The sequence below is a fragment of the Kitasatospora sp. NPDC001664 genome (assembly GCF_053596675.1).
Genome location: NZ_JBSFGS010000029.1, coordinates 78886 through 97137, shown reverse-complemented (window position 1 = coordinate 97137; position 18252 = coordinate 78886). Strand labels below are relative to the sequence as shown.

General features: G+C 72.9%; 19 protein-coding genes. 11 read left to right on the top strand and 8 right to left on the bottom strand.

The features are described from left to right. The first annotated feature begins 450 nt into the window (after positions 1–450). The gene (locus tag ACWCYY_RS32415; RefSeq protein WP_345289570.1) at positions 451–1044 is read left to right on the top strand and encodes a DUF4291 domain-containing protein; all 594 of its coding nucleotides are present in this window, start codon (positions 451–453) and stop codon (positions 1042–1044) included. Between the two features lie 46 nt (positions 1045–1090). On the opposite strand, the gene ACWCYY_RS32410 is transcribed toward ACWCYY_RS32415, so the two are convergent. Next, positions 1091–2095 carry a DUF2199 domain-containing protein gene (locus tag ACWCYY_RS32410; RefSeq protein WP_449798061.1) on the bottom strand — a complete coding sequence of 335 codons (1005 nt, stop codon included), beginning with the start codon at positions 2093–2095 and terminating at the stop codon, positions 1091–1093. A gap of 90 nt (positions 2096–2185) precedes the next feature. Continuing rightward, positions 2186–2899 (bottom strand): O-methyltransferase, encoded by a 714-nt coding sequence (locus ACWCYY_RS32405; RefSeq protein WP_449798060.1) that lies wholly within the window; start codon positions 2897–2899, stop codon positions 2186–2188. 89 nt (positions 2900–2988) lie between these two features. Here ACWCYY_RS32405 and ACWCYY_RS32400 point away from each other — a divergent pair, with 89 nt between their 5' ends. From ACWCYY_RS32400 to ACWCYY_RS32390, 3 genes are all read left to right on the top strand, one after another. Then, the gene (locus ACWCYY_RS32400) at positions 2989–3855 is read left to right on the top strand and encodes an NAD-dependent protein deacetylase (RefSeq protein ID WP_449798059.1); all 867 of its coding nucleotides are present in this window, start codon (positions 2989–2991) and stop codon (positions 3853–3855) included. Between the two features lie 160 nt (positions 3856–4015). Continuing rightward, complete coding sequence (locus ACWCYY_RS32395; RefSeq protein WP_449798058.1) at positions 4016–4795, top strand: hypothetical protein; 780 nt, start codon at positions 4016–4018, stop codon at positions 4793–4795. Between the two features lie 384 nt (positions 4796–5179). Beyond that, complete coding sequence (locus ACWCYY_RS32390; protein WP_449798057.1) at positions 5180–6946, top strand: ABC transporter ATP-binding protein; 1767 nt, start codon at positions 5180–5182, stop codon at positions 6944–6946. A 65-nt stretch (positions 6947–7011) separates the two neighbouring features. Here ACWCYY_RS32390 and ACWCYY_RS32385 read toward each other — a convergent pair whose 3' ends face one another. Next, positions 7012–8022: a LacI family DNA-binding transcriptional regulator gene (locus ACWCYY_RS32385; protein WP_449798056.1), complete on the bottom strand. Its 1011-nt coding sequence runs from the start codon at positions 8020–8022 to the stop codon at positions 7012–7014. A gap of 30 nt (positions 8023–8052) precedes the next feature. Beyond that, positions 8053–8682 carry an SGNH/GDSL hydrolase family protein gene (locus ACWCYY_RS32380; RefSeq protein WP_345289578.1) on the bottom strand — a complete coding sequence of 210 codons (630 nt, stop codon included), beginning with the start codon at positions 8680–8682 and terminating at the stop codon, positions 8053–8055. Between the two features lie 144 nt (positions 8683–8826). Between ACWCYY_RS32380 and ACWCYY_RS32375 the strand changes: the two genes are divergently transcribed. Continuing rightward, entirely contained in the window at positions 8827–9768 is a 942-nt protein-coding gene (locus ACWCYY_RS32375; protein WP_449798055.1) for an ROK family protein, read from the top strand. Positions 9769–9821: 53 nt separating this feature from the next. Here the strand turns inward: ACWCYY_RS32375 and ACWCYY_RS32370 are convergent, their stop codons facing one another. Further along, the gene (locus ACWCYY_RS32370) at positions 9822–10211 is read right to left on the bottom strand and encodes an NADPH-dependent FMN reductase family protein (protein ID WP_345289580.1); all 390 of its coding nucleotides are present in this window, start codon (positions 10209–10211) and stop codon (positions 9822–9824) included. A 144-nt stretch (positions 10212–10355) separates the two neighbouring features. Here ACWCYY_RS32370 and ACWCYY_RS32365 point away from each other — a divergent pair, with 144 nt between their 5' ends. Beyond that, positions 10356–10835, top strand: coding sequence for a hypothetical protein (locus ACWCYY_RS32365; RefSeq protein WP_380149883.1), 480 nt, complete (start codon positions 10356–10358; stop codon positions 10833–10835). A gap of 83 nt (positions 10836–10918) precedes the next feature. Beyond that, complete coding sequence (locus ACWCYY_RS32360) at positions 10919–11347, top strand: hypothetical protein (RefSeq protein WP_345289582.1); 429 nt, start codon at positions 10919–10921, stop codon at positions 11345–11347. 53 nt (positions 11348–11400) lie between these two features. On the opposite strand, the gene ACWCYY_RS32355 is transcribed toward ACWCYY_RS32360, so the two are convergent. Genes ACWCYY_RS32355 through ACWCYY_RS32345 form a run of 3 tightly spaced genes read right to left on the bottom strand, consistent with a single transcriptional unit; the run spans position 11401 to position 14626 of the window. Then, positions 11401–12468, bottom strand: coding sequence for a threonine aldolase family protein (locus ACWCYY_RS32355; protein WP_380149882.1), 1068 nt, complete (start codon positions 12466–12468; stop codon positions 11401–11403). Beyond that, positions 12465–13214, bottom strand: coding sequence for an SDR family NAD(P)-dependent oxidoreductase (locus ACWCYY_RS32350; protein WP_380149881.1), 750 nt, complete (start codon positions 13212–13214; stop codon positions 12465–12467). Before ACWCYY_RS32350 ends, ACWCYY_RS32355 begins: the two co-directional genes overlap by 4 nt. After that, entirely contained in the window at positions 13211–14626 is a 1416-nt protein-coding gene (locus tag ACWCYY_RS32345) for a DUF6421 family protein (RefSeq protein WP_380149880.1), read from the bottom strand. The genes ACWCYY_RS32350 and ACWCYY_RS32345 overlap by 4 nt, the downstream gene beginning before the upstream one ends. 419 nt (positions 14627–15045) lie before the next feature. On the opposite strand from ACWCYY_RS32345, the gene ACWCYY_RS32340 reads away from it, so the two are divergent. The 4 genes from ACWCYY_RS32340 (at position 15046) to ACWCYY_RS32325 (ending at position 18159) form a co-directional block, all read left to right on the top strand. After that, complete coding sequence (locus ACWCYY_RS32340) at positions 15046–15921, top strand: ABC transporter substrate-binding protein (protein ID WP_449798054.1); 876 nt, start codon at positions 15046–15048, stop codon at positions 15919–15921. After that, positions 15918–16799 carry an amino acid ABC transporter permease gene (locus ACWCYY_RS32335; RefSeq protein ID WP_345289584.1) on the top strand — a complete coding sequence of 294 codons (882 nt, stop codon included), beginning with the start codon at positions 15918–15920 and terminating at the stop codon, positions 16797–16799. Before ACWCYY_RS32340 ends, ACWCYY_RS32335 begins: the two co-directional genes overlap by 4 nt. Further along, positions 16796–17560, top strand: coding sequence for an amino acid ABC transporter ATP-binding protein (locus ACWCYY_RS32330; RefSeq protein WP_345289585.1), 765 nt, complete (start codon positions 16796–16798; stop codon positions 17558–17560). Before ACWCYY_RS32335 ends, ACWCYY_RS32330 begins: the two co-directional genes overlap by 4 nt. A 107-nt stretch (positions 17561–17667) precedes the next feature. After that, entirely contained in the window at positions 17668–18159 is a 492-nt protein-coding gene (locus tag ACWCYY_RS32325) for a DUF5134 domain-containing protein (protein WP_380149878.1), read from the top strand. Positions 18160–18252: the final 93 nt, after the last annotated feature.

Genomic DNA, 18252 nt, shown 5'->3' with positions numbered 1-18252 from the left:
ATCTGGCGTTGACTTTTGGCACGCTGTTGAGTTCTCAAGGAACGGTGGCTTCCTTCGGTCCGCCTTCCAGCGGGCCCTCCGGGCGCTTCGTTCGTATTTCGAGCTTATCAGACGTTTTCGTCCGACTCGCTTCCGTCTTCTGCGACCTGACGGCCCGTCCGACGTTTCAAACTCTAGCCGATCCCCGCTCCGAAAAGCGAATCCAGCCGCAATCCATATAAACGCACACGACAAATAGACCCGGCCCGCAAAAAGCACAGACCAGTTCCGAGCAGAAGTGGTGTTCCAAGGATTGGCCGCCCCGGGACCGTCCACACAGAACGCGTGTCCGGTGCTCCCTGCCGAGCGACTAGGGAACACTACGCCCATCCCTGCCCGAAGGCAAACTCCCAGGCCCGCCCCTCGAAAACGGTTCGCCCGTTCGGCCCCATGGGCCGCATCCTCCTCGGCATGGACGAACCGAAGCACCGCATCCGCGCGCTGCACACCGAGGAGACCGTCACCGTCTACCAGGCGTACCGCCCGGAGATCGGGGTGGCCGCGGCCCGTGACGGGCGCTTCCCCTCCTCCTGGAGCCGGAGCCGGATGACGTGGATCAAGCCCTCGTTCCTCTGGATGATGTACCGCTGCGGTTGGGGGGAGAAGGAAGGGCAGGAGACCGTGCTCGCGGTCGAGATCTCCCGGGCCGGCTTCGAGTGGGCGCTGCGGCACGCGTGCCTCTCCCATTACGAGCGCGGGCTCCACTCCGACCAGGCCGCCTGGAAGCGCGAGCTCAAGCGGGCGCCGGCCCGGGTCCAGTGGGACCCCGAGCGGGACCTGCACCTGCGCCCCCTGCCGTACCGCTCGCTCCAGCTCGGTCTGGCCGGCGAGGCCTCGGGCCTGTACGCGGACGAGTGGACGGTGTCGATCACGGACGTGACCCCGCTCGCGCACCAGGTCCACGCGCTGGTGCGCGAGGGGGACCTGGACGCGGCCGCGGAGCTGCTCCCGCAGGAGCGGCCGTACCCGGCGGGGCCGGAACTGCTGGCGCACCTCGGGGCGTGACGGTGTGACGGTGTGACGGTGTGACGGGAGGTCACCCGACGGCGGCTCAGTGGTGGGCGTGCTCCGCCGGCTTCTCCGGGTCGTACGGAAGGGCCCAGACCCGTTCCCCGACGAGGACCTCGTCCGGGAGCCAGGTGCTCTGCAGGACGGTGGTGAGCGCGGAGGCGGAGCTGCTGAGGACCGTCGGGGTGCTCAGCCCGTCCGCCCGGCGCGGGGAGGAAATGGTGACCGGGGCCGCGAGGACGGTGTCGCCCCAGGGTGCGAGGGCGGTGGCGAGCCGGCCGTCGAAGGCCTCCTCGGCGGAGCCGGTGCCGTGCACCGCGTCGGCGAATCGGCCGTAGGTGTCCGCCTCGATCGATATCCATACGCCGAAGCTGACGGTCCGTCCGTCGGTGAGCCGCACCCGGAGCAGGGCGCGGACGAACCCGCCGAGGGTGCTGGTGAGCACGGTCTGTTCCGAGCGGAAGGTGACGACGCGCTCCCGCTCCTGCTCGGCGAGGGCTGCGACGGGGTCCGGCAGGTCGTAGTCGAAGGCCGGCGTCGCCGTGCCGAGCGGCTCGCCGCAGCAGCTGCAGAGCGGGAGGACCGCCTCCTCGTCGGACTCGCCCTCCTCCTCGTACGCCGCCGGGCCCTGCACCGCGACGCGAGCCCGCGCGGCGGCGAGCTCCGGGTCGCGGACGGCCAGGTAGGAGAGGTCCTCGTGCCAGGCCTCGGGCGTGAGGCGGATGAGCAGGCTGCCGGGGACGGAGGGGTCCGCGGTCGGCAGGTCGACGATGGCACCGTCGGCCCTGAGTTGGCCGAAGACGCCCATCCGCCCCAACTGGGTGTCCCCGTAAGGCTGCGCGCGCACGTACGCGCCGACGTCCACCACGTCGCCGACCGAATCGCTGCGGCGGAAGACCTCCTCGCGCAGCATCCCGGCGTGGTACCGGGTGTTCTGGGTCTGCTTGTTGCCGTAGATCCGCCGTCTCAGGTAGAGCCCGAGCGCGAGCCCGAGCGGCACTCCGATGGCGAGTCCGACGATCAGTACGTCGAGCAGATCCGAATCCATGGTCCGTCCCCCGTCCCCCGTGACTTGTCCGGCGGAGCGTAATGAGGACGGGGGCGTCCTGTCGATCGGCAATCGGCGGACCGGGCGGGGTCAGGCGGTGACCACGGCCAGGACGAAGCCGTCGTAGCCCTTGGAGCCGACGGTCTGGAGGGCGGTGGCGGTGAGGCGGGGGTGGGCGGCGATCAGTTCGGTGAAGGTGCGGACGCCCTGGACGCGGGGGTCGTCGGAGGCCTCGTCGGTGACGGCGCCGTCGCGGACCACGTTGTCGCCGATGATCAGGCTGCCGGGGCGGGTGAGGCGCAGGGCCCAGTCCAGATAGGCGGGGTTGGAGGGCTTGTCGGCGTCGATGAAGACCAGGTCGAAGGGGCCCTGGCCCTCGGCGGCGAGCTGCGCGAGGGAGTCGAGGGCGGGGCCCTCGCGGAGTTCGACGCGGTCGGTGAGGCCGGCCCGGTCAAGGTTGGCGGTGGCCACCTCGGCGCAGCGGGGGTCGACCTCCAGGGTGACGACGCGGCCTTCTGCCGGGAGGGCGCGGGCGAGCCAGATGGTGCTGTAGCCGCCGAGGGTGCCGATCTCCAGGACGGTGCGGGCGCCGCTGATGCTTGCCAGCAGGTGGAGCAGCTTGCCCTGGTTGGGGGCGACCTGGTGGCCGGGGAGTCCGGCGGCGTCGCTGTCGGCGACGGCGGTGAGCAGGGCGTCGTCCTCCTCGACGAGGAGGTCGTTGAAGTAGTCGTCGACGGCGGTCCAGGTCTGCTGCGCCTCCTGGGCCTGCTGGGTGAGGGTCTGCTGGGCCGAGGACTGCTGCATAGTGAGTTCCCTTTCGAAACTTGCGCCGTGCCGAACCGGAATCTACTACATCCCGCCCTGCTCGAACAGGCCGGTCTACCCTGGGCGGCATGGCTGAGCCCGTGATCGCGGCGGAACCGTCCGCCGGTGTCGAGGCCCTGGCCCGGCTGGTGGCCGGGCGGGGCGTGGTGGTGCTGAGCGGGGCCGGTCTGTCGACCGAGTCGGGGATCCCGGACTACCGGGGCGAGACCGGCAGCCGTCGCCGCGGCTCCCCGATGACCTATCAGGAGTTCACCGGGAGCGAGGCGGCCCGGCGCCGCTACTGGGCCCGCAGCCACGCCGGTTGGCGGACCATCGACCGGGCCGAGCCGAACGCCGGGCACCGCGCGGTGGAGCGGCTGCGCCGCTCGGGCCACGTCTCGGCCGTCATCACCCAGAACGTGGACGGCCTGCACCGGGCGGCCGGCACCCGGGACGCGGTGGAGCTGCACGGCGGGCTGGACCGGGTGGTCTGCCTGACCTGCCGTCAGCTGAGCTCCCGGGCCGAGCTGGACCGCCGGCTGACCGAGCTGAACGGGGAGTTCGCGGACCCGGGAGCGCACCGCCAGGCCGACGGCGACGCCGTCCTGCCGGACGCGGCGGTGGAGGGCTTCCGGGTGGCGCCGTGCGCCCGGTGCGGCGGAGTGCTCAAGCCGGACGTGGTGTTCTTCGGCGAGAGCGTGCCCAAGCCCCGGGTGGAGCGCTGCTTCGACCTGGTGGCGGCCGGGCAGGTGCTGCTGGTGCTCGGCTCCTCCCTGACCGTCATGTCCGGCCTGCGCTTCGTCCGCCGGGCCGCCAGGGACGGCACCCCGGTCGCGATCGTCAACCAAGGCCCCACCCGGGGCGACGAGTTGGCCACCACCCGGCTCGGGCTCCCGCTCGGCCCGGCGCTCAGCGAACTGGCCGATCTGGTCGGCGGCACGGCGTCCTACGCCTGACCGTTCGGACCACACGGGGCTGTCCGAACGGGCAGAACCGGAAAACCGCCGCTCCCTCCCGTTACCGGCACCGCCCGCCGCCACGTCCAGATGGGCAACACCGCCACCGGGCGGTCTGCATGGCCGGCATGCGACGACGACAACGGAAGGACCGACGGAGATGCACGAGCTCCCGTCCGACATCCCCCGCAACGAGCTGCCGATGCTCGACCTCACCCCGCCGAGCACCGGCACCCACCGACCGGCCCGTCGGCGCCGCGCCCGCCTGCTCGGCGGCGCGGTGGCCACCACGCTCGCCGTGGCCGGCCTGGCCGCACTGCTCGGCGGACACCTGCGGCCGACCGGCGGCACCGACGACACGGTGCAGCTGGCGGCGGCCGCCGGGCCCGCCGCGAGCCCCAGCGCCGGCGCCACCGCCGATCCGGACGCCGGTCTGGTGAAGGTGACCGGCCGCGCCCTGCTCGGGCAGCTCCTGGACGCACTGCCGCCGTCCGTCCCGACCAGCGGCTACGCCGCCGAGACGGCCTACGTCGACGAGGGCTCCAAGGAGACCGTCGCCCAGGTCTACCTGAGCACGCCAAAAGGCACCGGCATGCTCCGGGCGTTCGTCAGCTCCGCCAGCCCGGACAAGGTCTGCACCGCGCAGACCTCCTGCCGGGTCGACGGGCGGGGGAACAAGTACACGGTCAGTCACATGCGGGACAACTGCATCCAGGACACGGTGATCTGGATGGTGCACCCCGACGGCACCGGCATCCAGCTGAACCTGGCCAGCTGCCTGGCCTGGGACGGGACCGGCAACAAGAAGGGCGTCGTGCCGCTGACCGAGGAGGAGGCGGTCCGGCTGGCCGGTGACCCGGGCATCCGCCGCGTGATCACCCCGGCCGCCCGGGACGCCGCCCAGGCCCGCTTCCCGGAGATGCCGCGCCTGACCGGCTGACACCTGGTCGCACGACGGCGGGCCGCCCTTGACGAGGCGTCGGACGCGGGACGCCGTGGCTCCGAGGGGTCGTCGAGCCGAGGAGTCGTGGCACCGAGGGGTCGGTCCGCGGCTCTCCCCCGTAGGTGCGGTCTTGGCGGGGCCCGACCGGTTCGGGCCCCGCCTTCCACGGTAGGGCGGTCCGGGAGCCGTGGGCAGGCCTCTGGGCCCGGAACTGCCCGGCACCTGGAACGGCGCCCGGGAGCGGCCGAGTTCAGCAAGTTCAGCGAGGCGCGCGGAGGGGGGTGGTGGACTGCCCACGGAGTGGGACGGGGCTGACCGATCGGGTACGGCTTGGCACACTGCTCACCATCCCCCCACACCACCCCCTCCGCTGGAGCCTCCATGGCACTGCCCCAGGGCGCACTCGGTCACCGCTACCAGGGTGAGCACCCGCTCCGGACCCTGCTCTTCCTGATCCGCCCCGACCGCACCCGCGCCGCCCTGGCCGTCCTGGTCTTCCTCGCCAAGCACTCGCCGATCTGGCTGCTGCCGCTGGTCACCGCCAACGTCCTGGACGTGGTGGTCGACCACCGCCCGCTGGCCGAACTCTGGTGGAACACCGGCCTGTTGCTGGTGATCCTGGCCCTGAACCTCCCGCTCCACCTGCTCTACGTGCACTGGATGCACGGCACCATCCGCCGGATGGGCACCCGGCTGCGCAGCGCGCTCTGCCACCGGATGCAGCAGCTGTCGATCGGCTTCCACGCCCGGGTCACCGCCGGGGCGCTCCAGTCCAAGGTGATCCGGGACGTGGAGAACATCGAGAACGCCGCCCAGCAGACCGCCGACAACGGGCTGGCGGCCATCGCCACCCTGCTCGGTGCGCTGGCCGTGATCGGCTGGAAGGCCCCCGCCTTCCTGCCGGTCTTCCTGGTGCTGGTGCCCGCGGCCGCCTACCTGGTGACCAGGCTGCGAAACCGGCTGCGCGACCAGAACGAGTCCTTCCGCCGCGAGGTCGAGCAACTCGCCGGCCGGGTGGGCGAGATGACCACCCTGATCCCGGTCACCCGGGCGCACGGTCTGGAGCGCACCGCGCTGCGCCGGATGGACCGCACCCTGGACCGGGTGCTGCACGCGGGCCTGCGGCTCGACCTGCTGAACGGCCGCTTCGGTGCGCTCTCCTGGATCCTGCTGAACGCGATCGGGGTCGGCTGCCTGGCCGGCGCGGCGGTGGCGGCGTACCGGGGCTGGCTGGGCGTCACCCCCGGCGCGGTGGTGATGCTCAGCGCCTACTTCACCTCGCTGACCGGCTCCGTCACCGGCCTGCTGGCGCTGGCCCCGCAGTTGGGCAAGGGCTTCGCCTCGATCCGCTCGGCCGGGGAGGTCCTCCAGGCTCCCGACCTGGAGGAGAACGCGGGCAAGGCCGAGGTCACCGCCGTCCGCGGCCGGATCGACTTCCGCGGCGTCACCCTGCTCCACCCGGGGGCGGACCGGCCCGCGGTGGCGGGGCTGGACCTGAGCGTGCGCGCCGGGGAGACCATCGCCCTGGTCGGCGGCTCGGGCGCGGGCAAGTCCACCGTGCTCAACCTGGTGATCGGCTTCCTGCGGCCGACCGAGGGCCGGATCCTCCTGGACGGCACCGACATGGAGACCCTCGACCTGCGCAGCTACCGCCGCTTCCTGTCGGTGGTCCCGCAGGAGCCGGTGCTGTTCGACGGCACCGTCCGGGAGAACGTCGCCTACGGCCTGCGGGACGTGCCGGAGGAGGTGCTCGACGCGGCCCTGCGGGACGCCAACGCGCTGGAGTTCATCGACCGGCTGCCGCAGGGCAAGGACACCCTGCTCGGCGAGCGCGGCGTGCGGCTCTCGGGCGGACAGAAGCAGCGGCTGGCCATCGCCCGCGCGCTGGTGCGCGACCCCCGGGTGCTGGTGCTGGACGAGGCGACCTCCGCGCTGGACCCGCACTCGGAGGCCCTGGTCCAGCGGGCGATGGCCGAACTGGTGAAGGGCCGCACGGTCTTCGTGGTCGCGCACCGCCTCTCCACCATCCGGGCGGCGGACCGGATCGCGGTGCTGGAGCACGGACGGCTGGTCGAGCTGGGCAGCCACGCCGAGCTGATCGCCGACGGCGGCGCGTACGGGGCGCTGCACGCGGCGGCCGCCTCCTGAGCGGTCCCCGGCGCGGGGCCGCCCGCTGACGGTGGACCGGTGCGGGGCCGCCCGCTGACGGTGGGTCAGTGCGGCGGTCGTTCGGCCGAGCCGCGCGGGACCAGGCAAGTCGGGAGGATAGTGCGCCTGGCCGGGGAGGAGTCCCCGGCCAGGCGGTCGAAGAGGGCGCGCGCGGCGGCCGCGCCGAGGGCCGGCGGGTCCTGGGCGACCACGGTGAGGCCGGGGCTGAGCAGGTCGGCCAGCTCCAGGTCGTCGAAGCCGAGCAGGGCGGGCGGGCGCGGCGGGAGGTGGTGCAGGGCGGCCAGGGTGATCCGGTTGTTGGCGGTGAACAGGGCCGTCACGGGCTCGGGCCCGCCGGTGAGCCGGGCCACGGCCGCCGCCACCCGAGCCGGGTCGCTCGTGCCGCTCTCGATCCAGCGCTGATCGACCGTCAGACCGGCGGCGGCCATCGCCTCCCGGTAGCCGTGCAGCCGTTCGGCGGCGGTGTGCAGGTGCGGCTGGTCGCCGACGAAGCCGATCCGGCGGTGCCCGTGGCGGATCAGGTGGGCCACCCCGTCCCGGGCGCCGCCCGCATTGTCGCTGAGCACCGCGTCCGCCTCGATCCCGGCGGCGGGGCGGTCCAGGAAGACCACGGGGGTGCCGGACTCGGTCTCCGGCAGCAGGTACCGGTGGTCGTCCCCGGCCGGCACCACGATCAGTCCGTCCACCCGGCGGGCGCAGAAGGCCAGGGCCAACTCCCGTTCGCGCTCCGGGTCCTCGCCGCTGGAGCCGGTGAACAGCAGACTGCCCTCGGCCCGGACCACCTCCTCCACCGCCCGGGTCAGGGCGGCGGAGAACGGGTCCGCGATGTCCTCCAGGAGCAGACCGACGGAGGCCGTCCGGCCGGTGCGCAGCAGGCGGGCGCCGTCGTTGCGGCGGAAGCCGAGGGCGGTGATGGCCTCCCGCACCCGGGCGGCGGTCTCCTCGGTGACCCCGCGCTCCCCGTTGACGACCCGTGAGACGGTCTTCAGCCCGACCCCGGCCGCCGCCGCCACGTCCTTCATGGTGGGCCTGGCGGTGACGGGGCGGCTGGTCATACCGGGAGCATACGGCTCCCCCGGCTCGGCTCAGCCGAGCACCAGGGCGGTCCAGGCCTCGGCCAGCAGGCGGTGCCCGGCGGGGGTGGGGTGGATGCCGTCGGCGGCGATCGCGGCGGGGCCGCCCAGGGTGCGGGCGGCCTGGTTGAGCAGGCCGTCGGCGGCGAGCAGCAGGGCGCCGTACTCCTCGGCGAGGCGGCGGACCACCTGGATCCGGGCGTCCAGGTCGGGGCGCCAGGCCCACTGGGCGGGGGCGACGGGGAGCAGGAAGGGCTCGACCAGGACGAGACGGGCGGTGGAGTGACGGTCCAGCAGCTCGTCCAGCAGGGCCCGGTAGTGGCCCTCCCAGGGGTCGATCGGGGACTCGATGCCGCCCTCCTGCCACCGCCAGGTGTCGTTGACGCCGATCAGCAGCGAGAGCAGGTCGGGGCGGTGGGCAAGGGCGTCGTCCGCCCAGCGGCCGCGGAGGTCGGTGACGCCGTCGCCGGAGACGCCGCGGTTGAGCACCGTGGCGCCGGGGTGGGCCTCGCGCAGCGCCGGGGCGGCGAGCGCCGCGTAGCCGTGGCCGAGGTCGGACGGGGAGGCCGGGTGGCGCCCGGCCCGGGTGATGCTGTCGCCCTGGAAGAGCACGGTCGGGTGCGGCGGCAGGTCGATCGGCATGCGGGCTGGCCTTCCTGACGGTCGGTCGGACGGGGTCAGCGTACGAGACCGGGGCGGGGGCTGCCGAGGGCTCCTGGACAACGTTGTCAGGGGCGGCGAGAATCGCCGCAGTCCCACCGAACCCCACCTGCGGAGCCGTCGCCCATGAACGTCCGGACCCCCGAGTCCCTGCTGGCCGCGATCGACCTCGGCGGCACCAAGATCGCCGGTGGGCTGGTCGACTCCGAGGGCGTCCTGCTGCACCGGGTGCAGGTGCCGACCCCGGCCCGGGGCACCGAGAAGGAGATGGCGGCCGCCGTCACCGCCGTCCTCGACCTGCTCGCCGGGCACCCCGGCTGGGCAGCCGTCCGCGCCGTCGGCATCGGCAGCGCCGGCCCGGTCGACATCGAGGCGGGGACGGTCAGCCCGGTCAACATCCCCTCCTGGCGCGCCTTCCCGCTCCGCGCCGAGGTCGCCGCCCACCCGGCGGTGGCCGGGCTGCCCGTCGTCCTCGGCGGGGACGCGGTGGCGATGACCGCCGCCGAGCACTGGCGCGGCGCCGCCCGCCCCTACCGGGACGTCCTCTGCCTGGTGGTCTCCACGGGGGTCGGCGCGGGGCTGGTGATCGGGGGTCAGCTGCACACGGGCCGTACGGGCAACGCCGGCCACCTCGGCCACATCACCGTCGACTTCGAGGGGCGGACCTGCCCGTGCGGCTCCCGCGGCTGCCTGGAGGGCCTCGCCAGCGGCACCGCCATCGCCCGCACCGCCGCCGAATCCGGCTGGCGCTCCCCCGACGGCGACACCTCCGCCAACGCCGTCGCCGCCTCCGCCCGGTCCGGCGACCCGCTCGCCCTCGCCGCCTTCGACGCCGCCGCCCGCGCCCTCGCCGCCGGCATCGCCGCCACCGCCACCCTCATCGACCTCGACGCCGCCGTCATCGGCGGCGGCGTCGCCCAGGCCGTCGACCTCCTCTTCGCCCCGCTCCGCCGCCACTTCGCCGGCTACGCCGCCCTCCCCTTCGCGGCCCGCACGGTCCTCCTGCCGGCCGAACTGGGCACGGACGCGGGCCTGATCGGAGCGGCGGCGCTGGCCCGGACGGCCTGACGCGTACACCGGCTGACGGCTCTTCAGCTGCCGGTGCGCCACCCGCTGCCCGGTCAGCCGCGCAGGCCGCGGGCGTACGCGCGGGCGGCCGCCAGGTCGTCCGGGCCGGGGCGGTCGGGGTGGAGGCCGCCGAATGGCCTGAACGGGAGCCAGGTGTCGAGGGCGCGGCAGCTGAAGGCGGGCTCGACGTGGCGGCCGGCGGCTTCCAGGCGGCGGACCAGTGGGCGGGTGAACGGGGCGAACGGGACCTCGGGGAAGCCGCTGGTGGCGAAGACGAAGGCCCGGCCCGGGCCGGTGGGGAGGGTGCGGGCCAGAGCGGCGAGGGTGGGCCGCATCCGGCCGTGGAAGACGCCCGAACCGAAGCCGACCAGCTCGGCCGCGGCGAGCTCCGCCGGGTCGGCCTGGGCGGGGGTGCGGACCTCGGCGTGCAGGATCTCCGCCATGGCATCGGCAATTCGCCGGGTGTTTCCGTGCGACACCGAGTCGCACACGATGATGGCCTTCGTCCGCATGGTCCTCGTCCCTCCGTAGCCGGTACCGCGGAGTGGGACGACACAGCGCTGTCGAACGTGACAGGAGAACCGAGGATGACCGTCCCGTCCCCTGATCCCTTCTACAAGGCCGCCGAGGTCTACGACCCGTCCGAGGAGGCCTGGCAGCTCGAACTCCGAGGGCCGCAGAACCAGTTGCTGATGGTGGCGCTGATCCCCGACGAGGATCCGTCGGAGGAGCCGACGCTGCACTTCGAGTCGCCCGAGCCGCACTCGGTGGTGCCGTACGACGTCGTGCGCTGGTACGTGGACCGGGTCGACGAGGCGATCCACGAGATCCGCGCCTGGATGCGGCTGCGCCCCGAGCTCGTCGCCACCGTCCACCGCCTCCAGCAGGAGTACTACGGCGGCTGGATCGAGGACGCAGACTTCCCCGCCCTCCTCGCCGAACTCCGCACCGCCATCCCCGAGCCCGACCTCCCCGCCGTCCTGGCCGCCTCGGTACGGCGCAGCCCCGACGGCACCGTCCTGGAGCCGCACGACGCCCTCCGGATCGTCCTCGCCGCCACCGACTGACCGGCGAAAACCGCTCGGCACGGCACGGGCCCGCCCCCGATGATGTGGCTCGGAACCACCGCCCCACCGGAAGGCCGCACACCATGGCGCCCCCACACGACCGCGACTACCTGACCACCACGTCCTACGTCCTCGACGACGACGCCTGGCACCTGGAGCTCGAGGATCTCCGTCGACAGCGGCTGCTCGTGACGGCGGTGATACCCGACGAGGACCCGGCCCGGGAGCCGGCGCTCCGCTTCGAGCCGCAGGACCACGAGGTGCCGTACGAGGTCATGCGCCGGTTCATGGACCGGGTGGAGGCCGAGATCCGTTCCTCCCGGGCCTGGATGGGGCTGCGGCCGGAGCTGGTCGAGGTGATCCACCGGCTCCGCCGGGAGTACCTCGGCTCGATCGACGAGGAGGACCTTCCCGGCGTCCTCGCGGAGCTGCGCGCCACGCTGACCGAGGCCGATGTCCGCACCGTCGTCACGGAGGCCTTCGGCTGCGGACCCGAGGACCTCACCGACTGACGGCGAACGCCCCCGCCGTGGACGGCGGGGGCATTCGACGGAGTGGCGGGGCGTCAGGCGCGGCCCATCTCCTCGGCGATGGCGGCGGCGAAGGCGTCGATGTCGGCTTCGGTGGTGTCGAAGGCGGCCATCCAGCGGACCTCGCCGGTGTGCTCGTCCCAGAAGTAGAAGCGGTAGCGCTTCTGCAGGCGCTCGCTGACCTCGCGCGGGAGGATGGCGAAGACCGCGTTGGCCTGGACGGGGCGGACCAGGGTGACGCCGTCGATGCCGGAGACGGCGGCCTCCAGGCGCTTGGCCATGGCGTTGGCGTGCGAGGCGTTGCGCAGCCAGAGGTCGCCGCTGAGCAGGGCCTCGAACTGCACGGAGACGAAGCGCATCTTCGAGGCGAGCTGCATCGACATCTTGCGCAGGTACTTGAGGTTCTTGACCCGCTCCGGGTTGAGGACCACCACGGCCTCCCCGAGCAGCAGGCCGTTCTTGGTGCCGCCGAAGGAGAGCACGTCGACGCCCGCGTCCGTGGTGAAGGCGCGCAGCGGCAGGCCCAGGGAGGCGGCGGCGTTGGCGATGCGGGAGCCGTCCAGGTGCACGAGCATGCCGTGCTGGTGGGCGTGGTCGCAGATCGCCTTGATCTCCTCGGCGGTGTACAGGGTGCCGAGCTCGGTGCTCTGGGTGATGGAGACGGCGAGCGGCTGGGCGCGGTGCTCGTCGCCCCAGCCCCAGGCCTGACGGTCGATCAGCTCGGGGGTGAGCTTGCCGTCGGGGGTGGGGACGGTGAGCAGCTTGATGCCGGCGATCTTCTCGGGGGCGCCGCACTCGTCCACGTTGATGTGGGCGGACTCGGCGGCGATCACCGCGCCCCAGCGCGGGAGCAGGGCCTGCAGGGCCACCACGTTGGCGCCGGTGCCGTTGAAGACCGGGTAGGCCTCGGCGGACGGGCCGAAGTGCTTGCGGAACACCTCCTGGAGGTGCTCGGTGTACTGGTCCTCGCCGTAGGCGACCTGGTGGCCGTCGTTGGCCAGGGCGATGGCGGCGAGGATCTCCGGGTGGACGCCGGCGTAGTTGTCGCTGGCGAAGCCGCGGACGGCCGGGTCGTGGCGGCGTACGGCGTCGGTGGTGGTCATCGGGCTGTCAGCCACAGGTGCTGTCCGTTCAGTTCTGCTGCGGGGCGGTCCCAGAGGGACGCCAGGGCGTCGGCCAGGTCGGCGGTGTCGGTGAAGCCGGCGAACTTGGCGTCGGGCTTCTCGGCCCGCATCTCCGGGGTGACCAGGGCCTTGATCACCAGGATCGCAGCCGCCGCGGTCGGGACGCCGTCGGGGGCGGTGGTCTCCTTGACGAAGGAGTCGGCCATGGCCAGCGTCCAGGCCTCGGTGGCGGCCTTGGCGGCGGCGTACGCGGCGCCGCCGGCGGTCGGCTTGTGGGCGGCCGAGGCGGAGATCATCGCGTAGCGGCCGGCCTCGCTGCGGACCAGCGCGGGCTGGAAGGCCAGCGAGGTGTGCTGGAGGGTGCGGACCACCCGGTCGTGCAGGAAGTCCCAGTCGTCGATGCGGCTGTCGAAGAAGGTCTTGCTGCCGCGCCAGCCGCCGACCAGGTGGAAGACGCCGTCCACGTGGCCGTGCTCGCCCTCCAGGTGGTCGGCCCAGTCGTGGACCTCCTGCGGGTCGAGCAGGTCGATGACCTGGCTGGAGATCTTCGCGTCCGGGACGGTGAGCCGGATGGTGTCGAGGGCCGCGTCGAGCGCCTGGCCGTCGATGTCGGCGGCGATCACGGTCGCGCCGGCGGTGGTCAGGCGGCGCAGGGTGGCGCGGCCGGCCGGGCCGGTGGCGCCGGCGACGGCGATGACCTTGCCCTCGAGGTGACGGTCGGTCATGCCGCGATCTCCTGACGGTCGGCGGTGGCGCCGGTGATGCCGGTGGTGGCGGCGATGACGCCGCCGAGCTTCTTGGACAGGGCCTCGAAGAACATCGAGAGCGGGAACTCGTCCGGGAGCACCGCGTCGCAGAGCGCCTTGCGGAGCGCCTTGTCCTCGGCGATGTCCAGCGGCAGGCCCTCGGGGCCCTTGGCCCAGGTGGAGGCCGGGTGCGGGGTGAGGTACTTGGAGACCAGCTCGTAGGCCGCGATCCAGTGCGCGGTCTTGGGGCGGTCGATGCCGTCGCGGTAGAGGGTCTCGATCTCGGCGCAGAGAGCGTTGGTGACCTCGGCGACCCGGGTCCAGTCGATCGAGAGCCGGTTGTCCCGCCAGCGCAGCGCGTCGTTCTTGTGCAGGTAGGCGAAGAGCAGCTGGCCGCCCATGCCGTCGTAGTTGCGCACCCGGTCACCGGAGACGGTGAAGCGGAACATCCGGTCGAAGAGGATCGCGTACTGGACGTCGCGTCCCTGCGGGTAGCCCTCGGCCTCCAGCTTGACGGCCTCCTTGAAGGCGGTCAGGTCGCAGCGCAGCTCCTCCAGGCCGTACATCCAGAACGGCGAGCGCTGCTTGATCATGAAGGGGTCGAACGGCAGGTCGCCGTGGCTGTGGGTGCGGTCGTGGACCAGGTCCCAGAGCACGAAGGTCTGCTGGGCGCGCTGCTGGTCGGCGAGCAGGCCGACGGCGTCCTCGGGGATCTCCAGGCCGAGCTGGCGCACGGCGCTGGTGGAGACGGCGCGGAAGCGGGCCGCCTCGCGGTCGCAGAAGATGCCGCCCCAGGTGAAGCGCTCGGGGGCCTGGCGGACCGCGACGGTCTCCGGGAAGAGCACCGCGGAGTTGGTGTCGTAGCCGGCCGTGAAGTCGGTGAAGGTGATCGGCACGAACATCGGGTTGTCGAAGCGCTCGCGCTCCAGCTCGGCCAGCCACTCGGGCCAGACCACGGTGAGCAGGACGGCCTCGAGGTTGCGGTTCGGGTTGCCGTTCTGGGTGTACATCGGGAACACCACGAGGTGCTCCAGGCCGTCCTCGCGCTGCTCGGCCGGCTGGAAGGCCAGCAGCGAGTCCAGGAAGTCGGGCTCGCGGTATCCGGTGTCGGCCCACTTGCGCAGGTCGGCCAGGACGGCGGTCAGGTAGGCCGCGTCGTGCGGGAAGAGCGGGGCGAGCTCCTCGACCGCGCCGAGCACCGACTCGACCAGCGGGTCGACGGTGGAGCGCTGGACGGCGGACAGGTCGATGGAACCGTCCTTGGCCTGCAGGGGGCGCAGCGCCTCGACGGCCTCCTTGAGCCGGAGCCAGGCGGGGTGCGCCGCGTGGCCGGCCGGGGTTACTCCGGAGAGTTCGGCCGCCTCGACGAGCTTGGGCGAAAGATTCTGCATCAGAGACCCACTTAGACAGGAGTTATTTCGACAGGTACACCATAGATTCGAAAGGTTCTCCTGTTCAAGGGGGGTCCCTCCGGCACTGAGGTGACATCCGTGCCGTCCAGCATGCGGACAGTCACGTGGACTTTGTGGACAGTGGGGCCGATGGGGTGCGAACCTCCCGCCATGCTCCCGGCGGTGATCCACGTGGCCTGCTGCCACCCCTACCTGACCCGGGTGCCTTCCTGTTGTCGCGGCACCTGCTGACGCCCCGCCGCTGACACCCCGTCGGGAGGCACCGCGGCGGCCGTGCCGTACGCCGACCATGCCCGCCGCCCCCGCGCTCCGCCACCGCTGCTGACCCGGTTGGCCGCGCCCGCCCGACGGGCAGTCCTCTTCTGGCAAGTCCTCACCCCCTGCCCCTGGAGCCCGCCATGACCCCGGCCGTCCGCCCGCACCGCCTCGCCCCCGCCGCCGCCCTGCTCGCGGCCGCCGCGCTGCTCACCGCCTGCGCCCCTCAGGAGGAGGCCAAGTCGCCCTCCGCCGCCGGGAGTTGCGAGGCGGGCAAGCTGGCCACCAAGAAGTCCGGCACCCTGACGGTGGGCACCGACAAGCCCGCGTACGACCCGTGGTTCTCCGAGGACACCCCGTCGAACGGCAAGGGCTTCGAGTCGGCGGTGGCCTACGCGGTGGCGGAGAAGCTGGGCTACCCCAAGGAGAAGGTCAGCTGGGTGGTCAGCCCGTTCAACAAGGCCTTCGCCCCCGGCGTCAAGGACTTCGACTTCGACGTCAACCAGATCTCGGTGAGCGCCGAGCGCAAGCAGTCGGTCGACTTCTCCTCCGGCTACTACGACGTCCGGCAGGCCGTGATCGCGCTCAAGGGCTCCAAGGCGGCCGGCGCCGCCTCGCTGGCCGAGCTCAAGAACGTCAAGCTCGGCGCCCAGGTCGGCACCACCAGCCTGTCCGCCATCACCGGGCAGATCAAGCCGGCCGCCCAGCCCGCCGTCTTCGACGACAACGACCTGGCGAAGACCGCCCTGAAGAACGGTCAGATCGACGCCCTGGTGGTCGACCTCCCCACCGCCTTCTACATCACCGGCGCCGAGGTGACGGACGCCAAGGTGATCGGCCAGCTGGAGACCGTGGCGGGCGGTTCGGGCGGCGAGCAGTTCGGGCTGGTGCTGGACAAGGGCAGCGCGCTGACCAGCTGCGTCAGCCAGGCCGTGGACGCGCTGCGGGCCGACGGCACGCTGGCCAGGCTGGAGAAGCAGTGGCTCTCCGACGCCGTCTCCGCCCCGGTGCTCAAGTGACCGCGACCACCGACCTGACGAAGCCGGAGGAGGAGTACCGGCCGTCGGAGCGGCGGCTGGCCCGGGAGGCGCACCGGCGCCGCCGGGCCCGCCGCTCCGCCCTGATCGCCACCGCCAGCACCGCGCTCACCGCGCTGGTGCTGGCGGTCGTGGTGGTCAGCTCCCCCGGCTGGGAGCGCACCCGGCAGACCTTCTTCAACGCCCACTACGCCCGCCAGGCGCTGCCCGAGGTGCTCGCCGGCCTCAAGGTCAACCTCGTCCTGATGCTGGTCTGCGGCGCGCTGATCCTGGTGTTCGGCCTGCTGCTGGCGGTGCTGCGCACCCTGCGCGGCCCGGTCTTCCTGCCGGTGCGCCTGCTGGCCACCGCGTACGTGGACTTCTTCCTCGGCCTGCCGATGATCATCTGCCTGCTCGTCATGATCACCGGCGTGCCCGCGCTCCGGCTCACCGGCGTCACCACCGACCCGCTGGTGCTGGGCGGCGCCGCCCTGGTGCTGACCTACTCGGCGTACGTCTCCGAGGTGTTCCGGGCCGGCATCCAGTCCGTCCACCCGAGCCAGCGCGCGGCGGCCCGCTCGCTGGGCCTGACCAACGCGCAGGCGATGCGGTTCGTGATCCTGCCGCAGGCGGTGCGGCGGGTGGTGCCGCCGCTGCTGAACAACCTGGTCTCGCTCCAGAAGGACACCGGCCTGGTCTCCATCGGCGGCGTGATCGACGCGGTCTTCGCCGCGAAGATCATCACCTCCCGGACCTTCAACTACACGCCGTACCTGGTCTCGGCGCTGGTCTTCATCCTGCTCACCATCCCGATGACCCGGTTCACCGACTGGGTCAGCCAGCGGATGAACCGCCGTCAGCTGCAAGGGGGTGCGGTGTGAGCCAGGACCCGGTGCTCCGCTTCGAATCGGTCCGGAAGTCGTACGGCGGCCAGCTGGTGCTGCGCGACGTCTCGCTCTCCGTGCCCGCGCACTCCGTCACCGCACTGATCGGGGCCTCCGGCTCCGGAAAGTCGACCCTGCTGCGCTGCGCCAACCTGCTGGAGGAGGTGGACGACGGCGCGGTCTTCCTGGACGGCGAGGAGATCACCGACCCGGCGGTGGACCAGGACGCCGTCCGGCGCCGGATCGGCGTGGTCTTCCAGTCCTACAACCTCTTCCCGCACCTGACCGTCCTGCAGAACGTCACCCTCGCCCCGCGCCGGGTCCACCGTCGGGAGCGCGCGGAGGCCGAGGCGCACGCCCTGGAACTCCTCGCCCGGCTCGGCCTGGCCGACAAGGCCCGCGAGTACCCCGACCGCCTCTCCGGCGGCCAGCAGCAGCGGGCGGCCATCGTCCGGGCCCTGGCCACCGGGCCCCGGCTGCTCCTGCTGGACGAGGTCACCGCCGCGCTCGACCCCGAGCTGGTGGGCGAAGTCCTTGGTGTGGTACGGGACTTGAAGGAGCAGGGGATGACCATGGTGCTCTCCACCCACGAGATGGGCTTCGCCCGCGAGGTGGCCGACCAGGTCTGCTTCCTGGACTCCGGCGTGGTGCTGGAACAGGGCCCGCCGGAGCAGGTCTTCGGCGACCCACAGCACGAGCGGACCCGCCGGTTCCTCCGGCGGATCGTCGCCTCCGGACGGCTCACGCCCGGCAGTTGACCACCTGTCACACCCCAGTGCGCCCCCTTTCGCGCCCTGCTCCGCCCGTTCCCGATCGGTGATCGTGGAGCGGACGGGGCGGGATCGGCTGCGGAGGGGGCGCTGCGGTGCACGGACCGGTGCTGGTGAGCACGCTGCTCGCGGCCGTCGCGGGCGGCACGGCCGGCTACTGCCTGTACCGCCTGCGGCGGGGCGGGCAGCGGGAGTCCGACGCCACCGAGGCCGCGATGGGCCTCGGCATGGCCGGCATGGCCCTGTGGCCCCTCCCCCTCTGGGGCTGGCTCTTCGCCGGCCTCACCGTCTACATGCTGGCCGCCGCCGCACTCGGCGGCCACCACCCCGGCCACCGCCTCCACCACGCCGTCGGCTCGGCGGCGATGGCGTACATGGCGCTCAGCCCGGCCGCCCACCACGGCGCGGCGGGGCTGCCGTTGCTGACGGGTCTGCTCCTGCTGTACTTCGGCGGCTACACCGTCTGGAGCGGCACCCGCCTCCTCGTCACCCCGACCGGCCACACCGTCGCGGTCTCGGCCCACGTCTCCCGGGCCTGCCGCTCGGCCATGGGGGTCGGCATGTTCGCGATGCTGCTCACCATGTAGCGCACGGGCCCGGTAGGGCAGCGCTCCAGGGACGCGGGGAACTGCGCGCGGGGGAACGGCACGTGCTGCAACTGGCTCGCCTGCCCCGATCCC

What these genes read in the sequence shown, in the direction of transcription:
- ACWCYY_RS32415 (WP_345289570.1), top strand. Translation starts at nt 451, where the DNA reads ATGGACGAACCGAAGCACCGCATCCGCGCGCTGCACACCGAGGAGACC.
- ACWCYY_RS32410 (WP_449798061.1), bottom strand. Translation starts at nt 2,095, where the DNA reads ATGGATTCGGATCTGCTCGACGTACTGATCGTCGGACTCGCCATCGGA.
- ACWCYY_RS32405 (WP_449798060.1), bottom strand. Translation starts at nt 2,899, where the DNA reads ATGCAGCAGTCCTCGGCCCAGCAGACCCTCACCCAGCAGGCCCAGGAG.
- ACWCYY_RS32400 (WP_449798059.1), top strand. Translation starts at nt 2,989, where the DNA reads ATGGCTGAGCCCGTGATCGCGGCGGAACCGTCCGCCGGTGTCGAGGCC.
- ACWCYY_RS32395 (WP_449798058.1), top strand. Translation starts at nt 4,016, where the DNA reads ATGCACGAGCTCCCGTCCGACATCCCCCGCAACGAGCTGCCGATGCTC.
- ACWCYY_RS32390 (WP_449798057.1), top strand. Translation starts at nt 5,180, where the DNA reads ATGGCACTGCCCCAGGGCGCACTCGGTCACCGCTACCAGGGTGAGCAC.
- ACWCYY_RS32385 (WP_449798056.1), bottom strand. Translation starts at nt 8,022, where the DNA reads ATGACCAGCCGCCCCGTCACCGCCAGGCCCACCATGAAGGACGTGGCG.
- ACWCYY_RS32380 (WP_345289578.1), bottom strand. Translation starts at nt 8,682, where the DNA reads ATGCCGATCGACCTGCCGCCGCACCCGACCGTGCTCTTCCAGGGCGAC.
- ACWCYY_RS32375 (WP_449798055.1), top strand. Translation starts at nt 8,827, where the DNA reads ATGAACGTCCGGACCCCCGAGTCCCTGCTGGCCGCGATCGACCTCGGC.
- ACWCYY_RS32370 (WP_345289580.1), bottom strand. Translation starts at nt 10,211, where the DNA reads ATGGCGGAGATCCTGCACGCCGAGGTCCGCACCCCCGCCCAGGCCGAC.
- ACWCYY_RS32365 (WP_380149883.1), top strand. Translation starts at nt 10,356, where the DNA reads ATGACCGTCCCGTCCCCTGATCCCTTCTACAAGGCCGCCGAGGTCTAC.
- ACWCYY_RS32360 (WP_345289582.1), top strand. Translation starts at nt 10,919, where the DNA reads ATGGCGCCCCCACACGACCGCGACTACCTGACCACCACGTCCTACGTC.
- ACWCYY_RS32355 (WP_380149882.1), bottom strand. Translation starts at nt 12,468, where the DNA reads ATGACCACCACCGACGCCGTACGCCGCCACGACCCGGCCGTCCGCGGC.
- ACWCYY_RS32350 (WP_380149881.1), bottom strand. Translation starts at nt 13,214, where the DNA reads ATGACCGACCGTCACCTCGAGGGCAAGGTCATCGCCGTCGCCGGCGCC.
- ACWCYY_RS32345 (WP_380149880.1), bottom strand. Translation starts at nt 14,626, where the DNA reads ATGCAGAATCTTTCGCCCAAGCTCGTCGAGGCGGCCGAACTCTCCGGA.
- ACWCYY_RS32340 (WP_449798054.1), top strand. Translation starts at nt 15,046, where the DNA reads ATGACCCCGGCCGTCCGCCCGCACCGCCTCGCCCCCGCCGCCGCCCTG.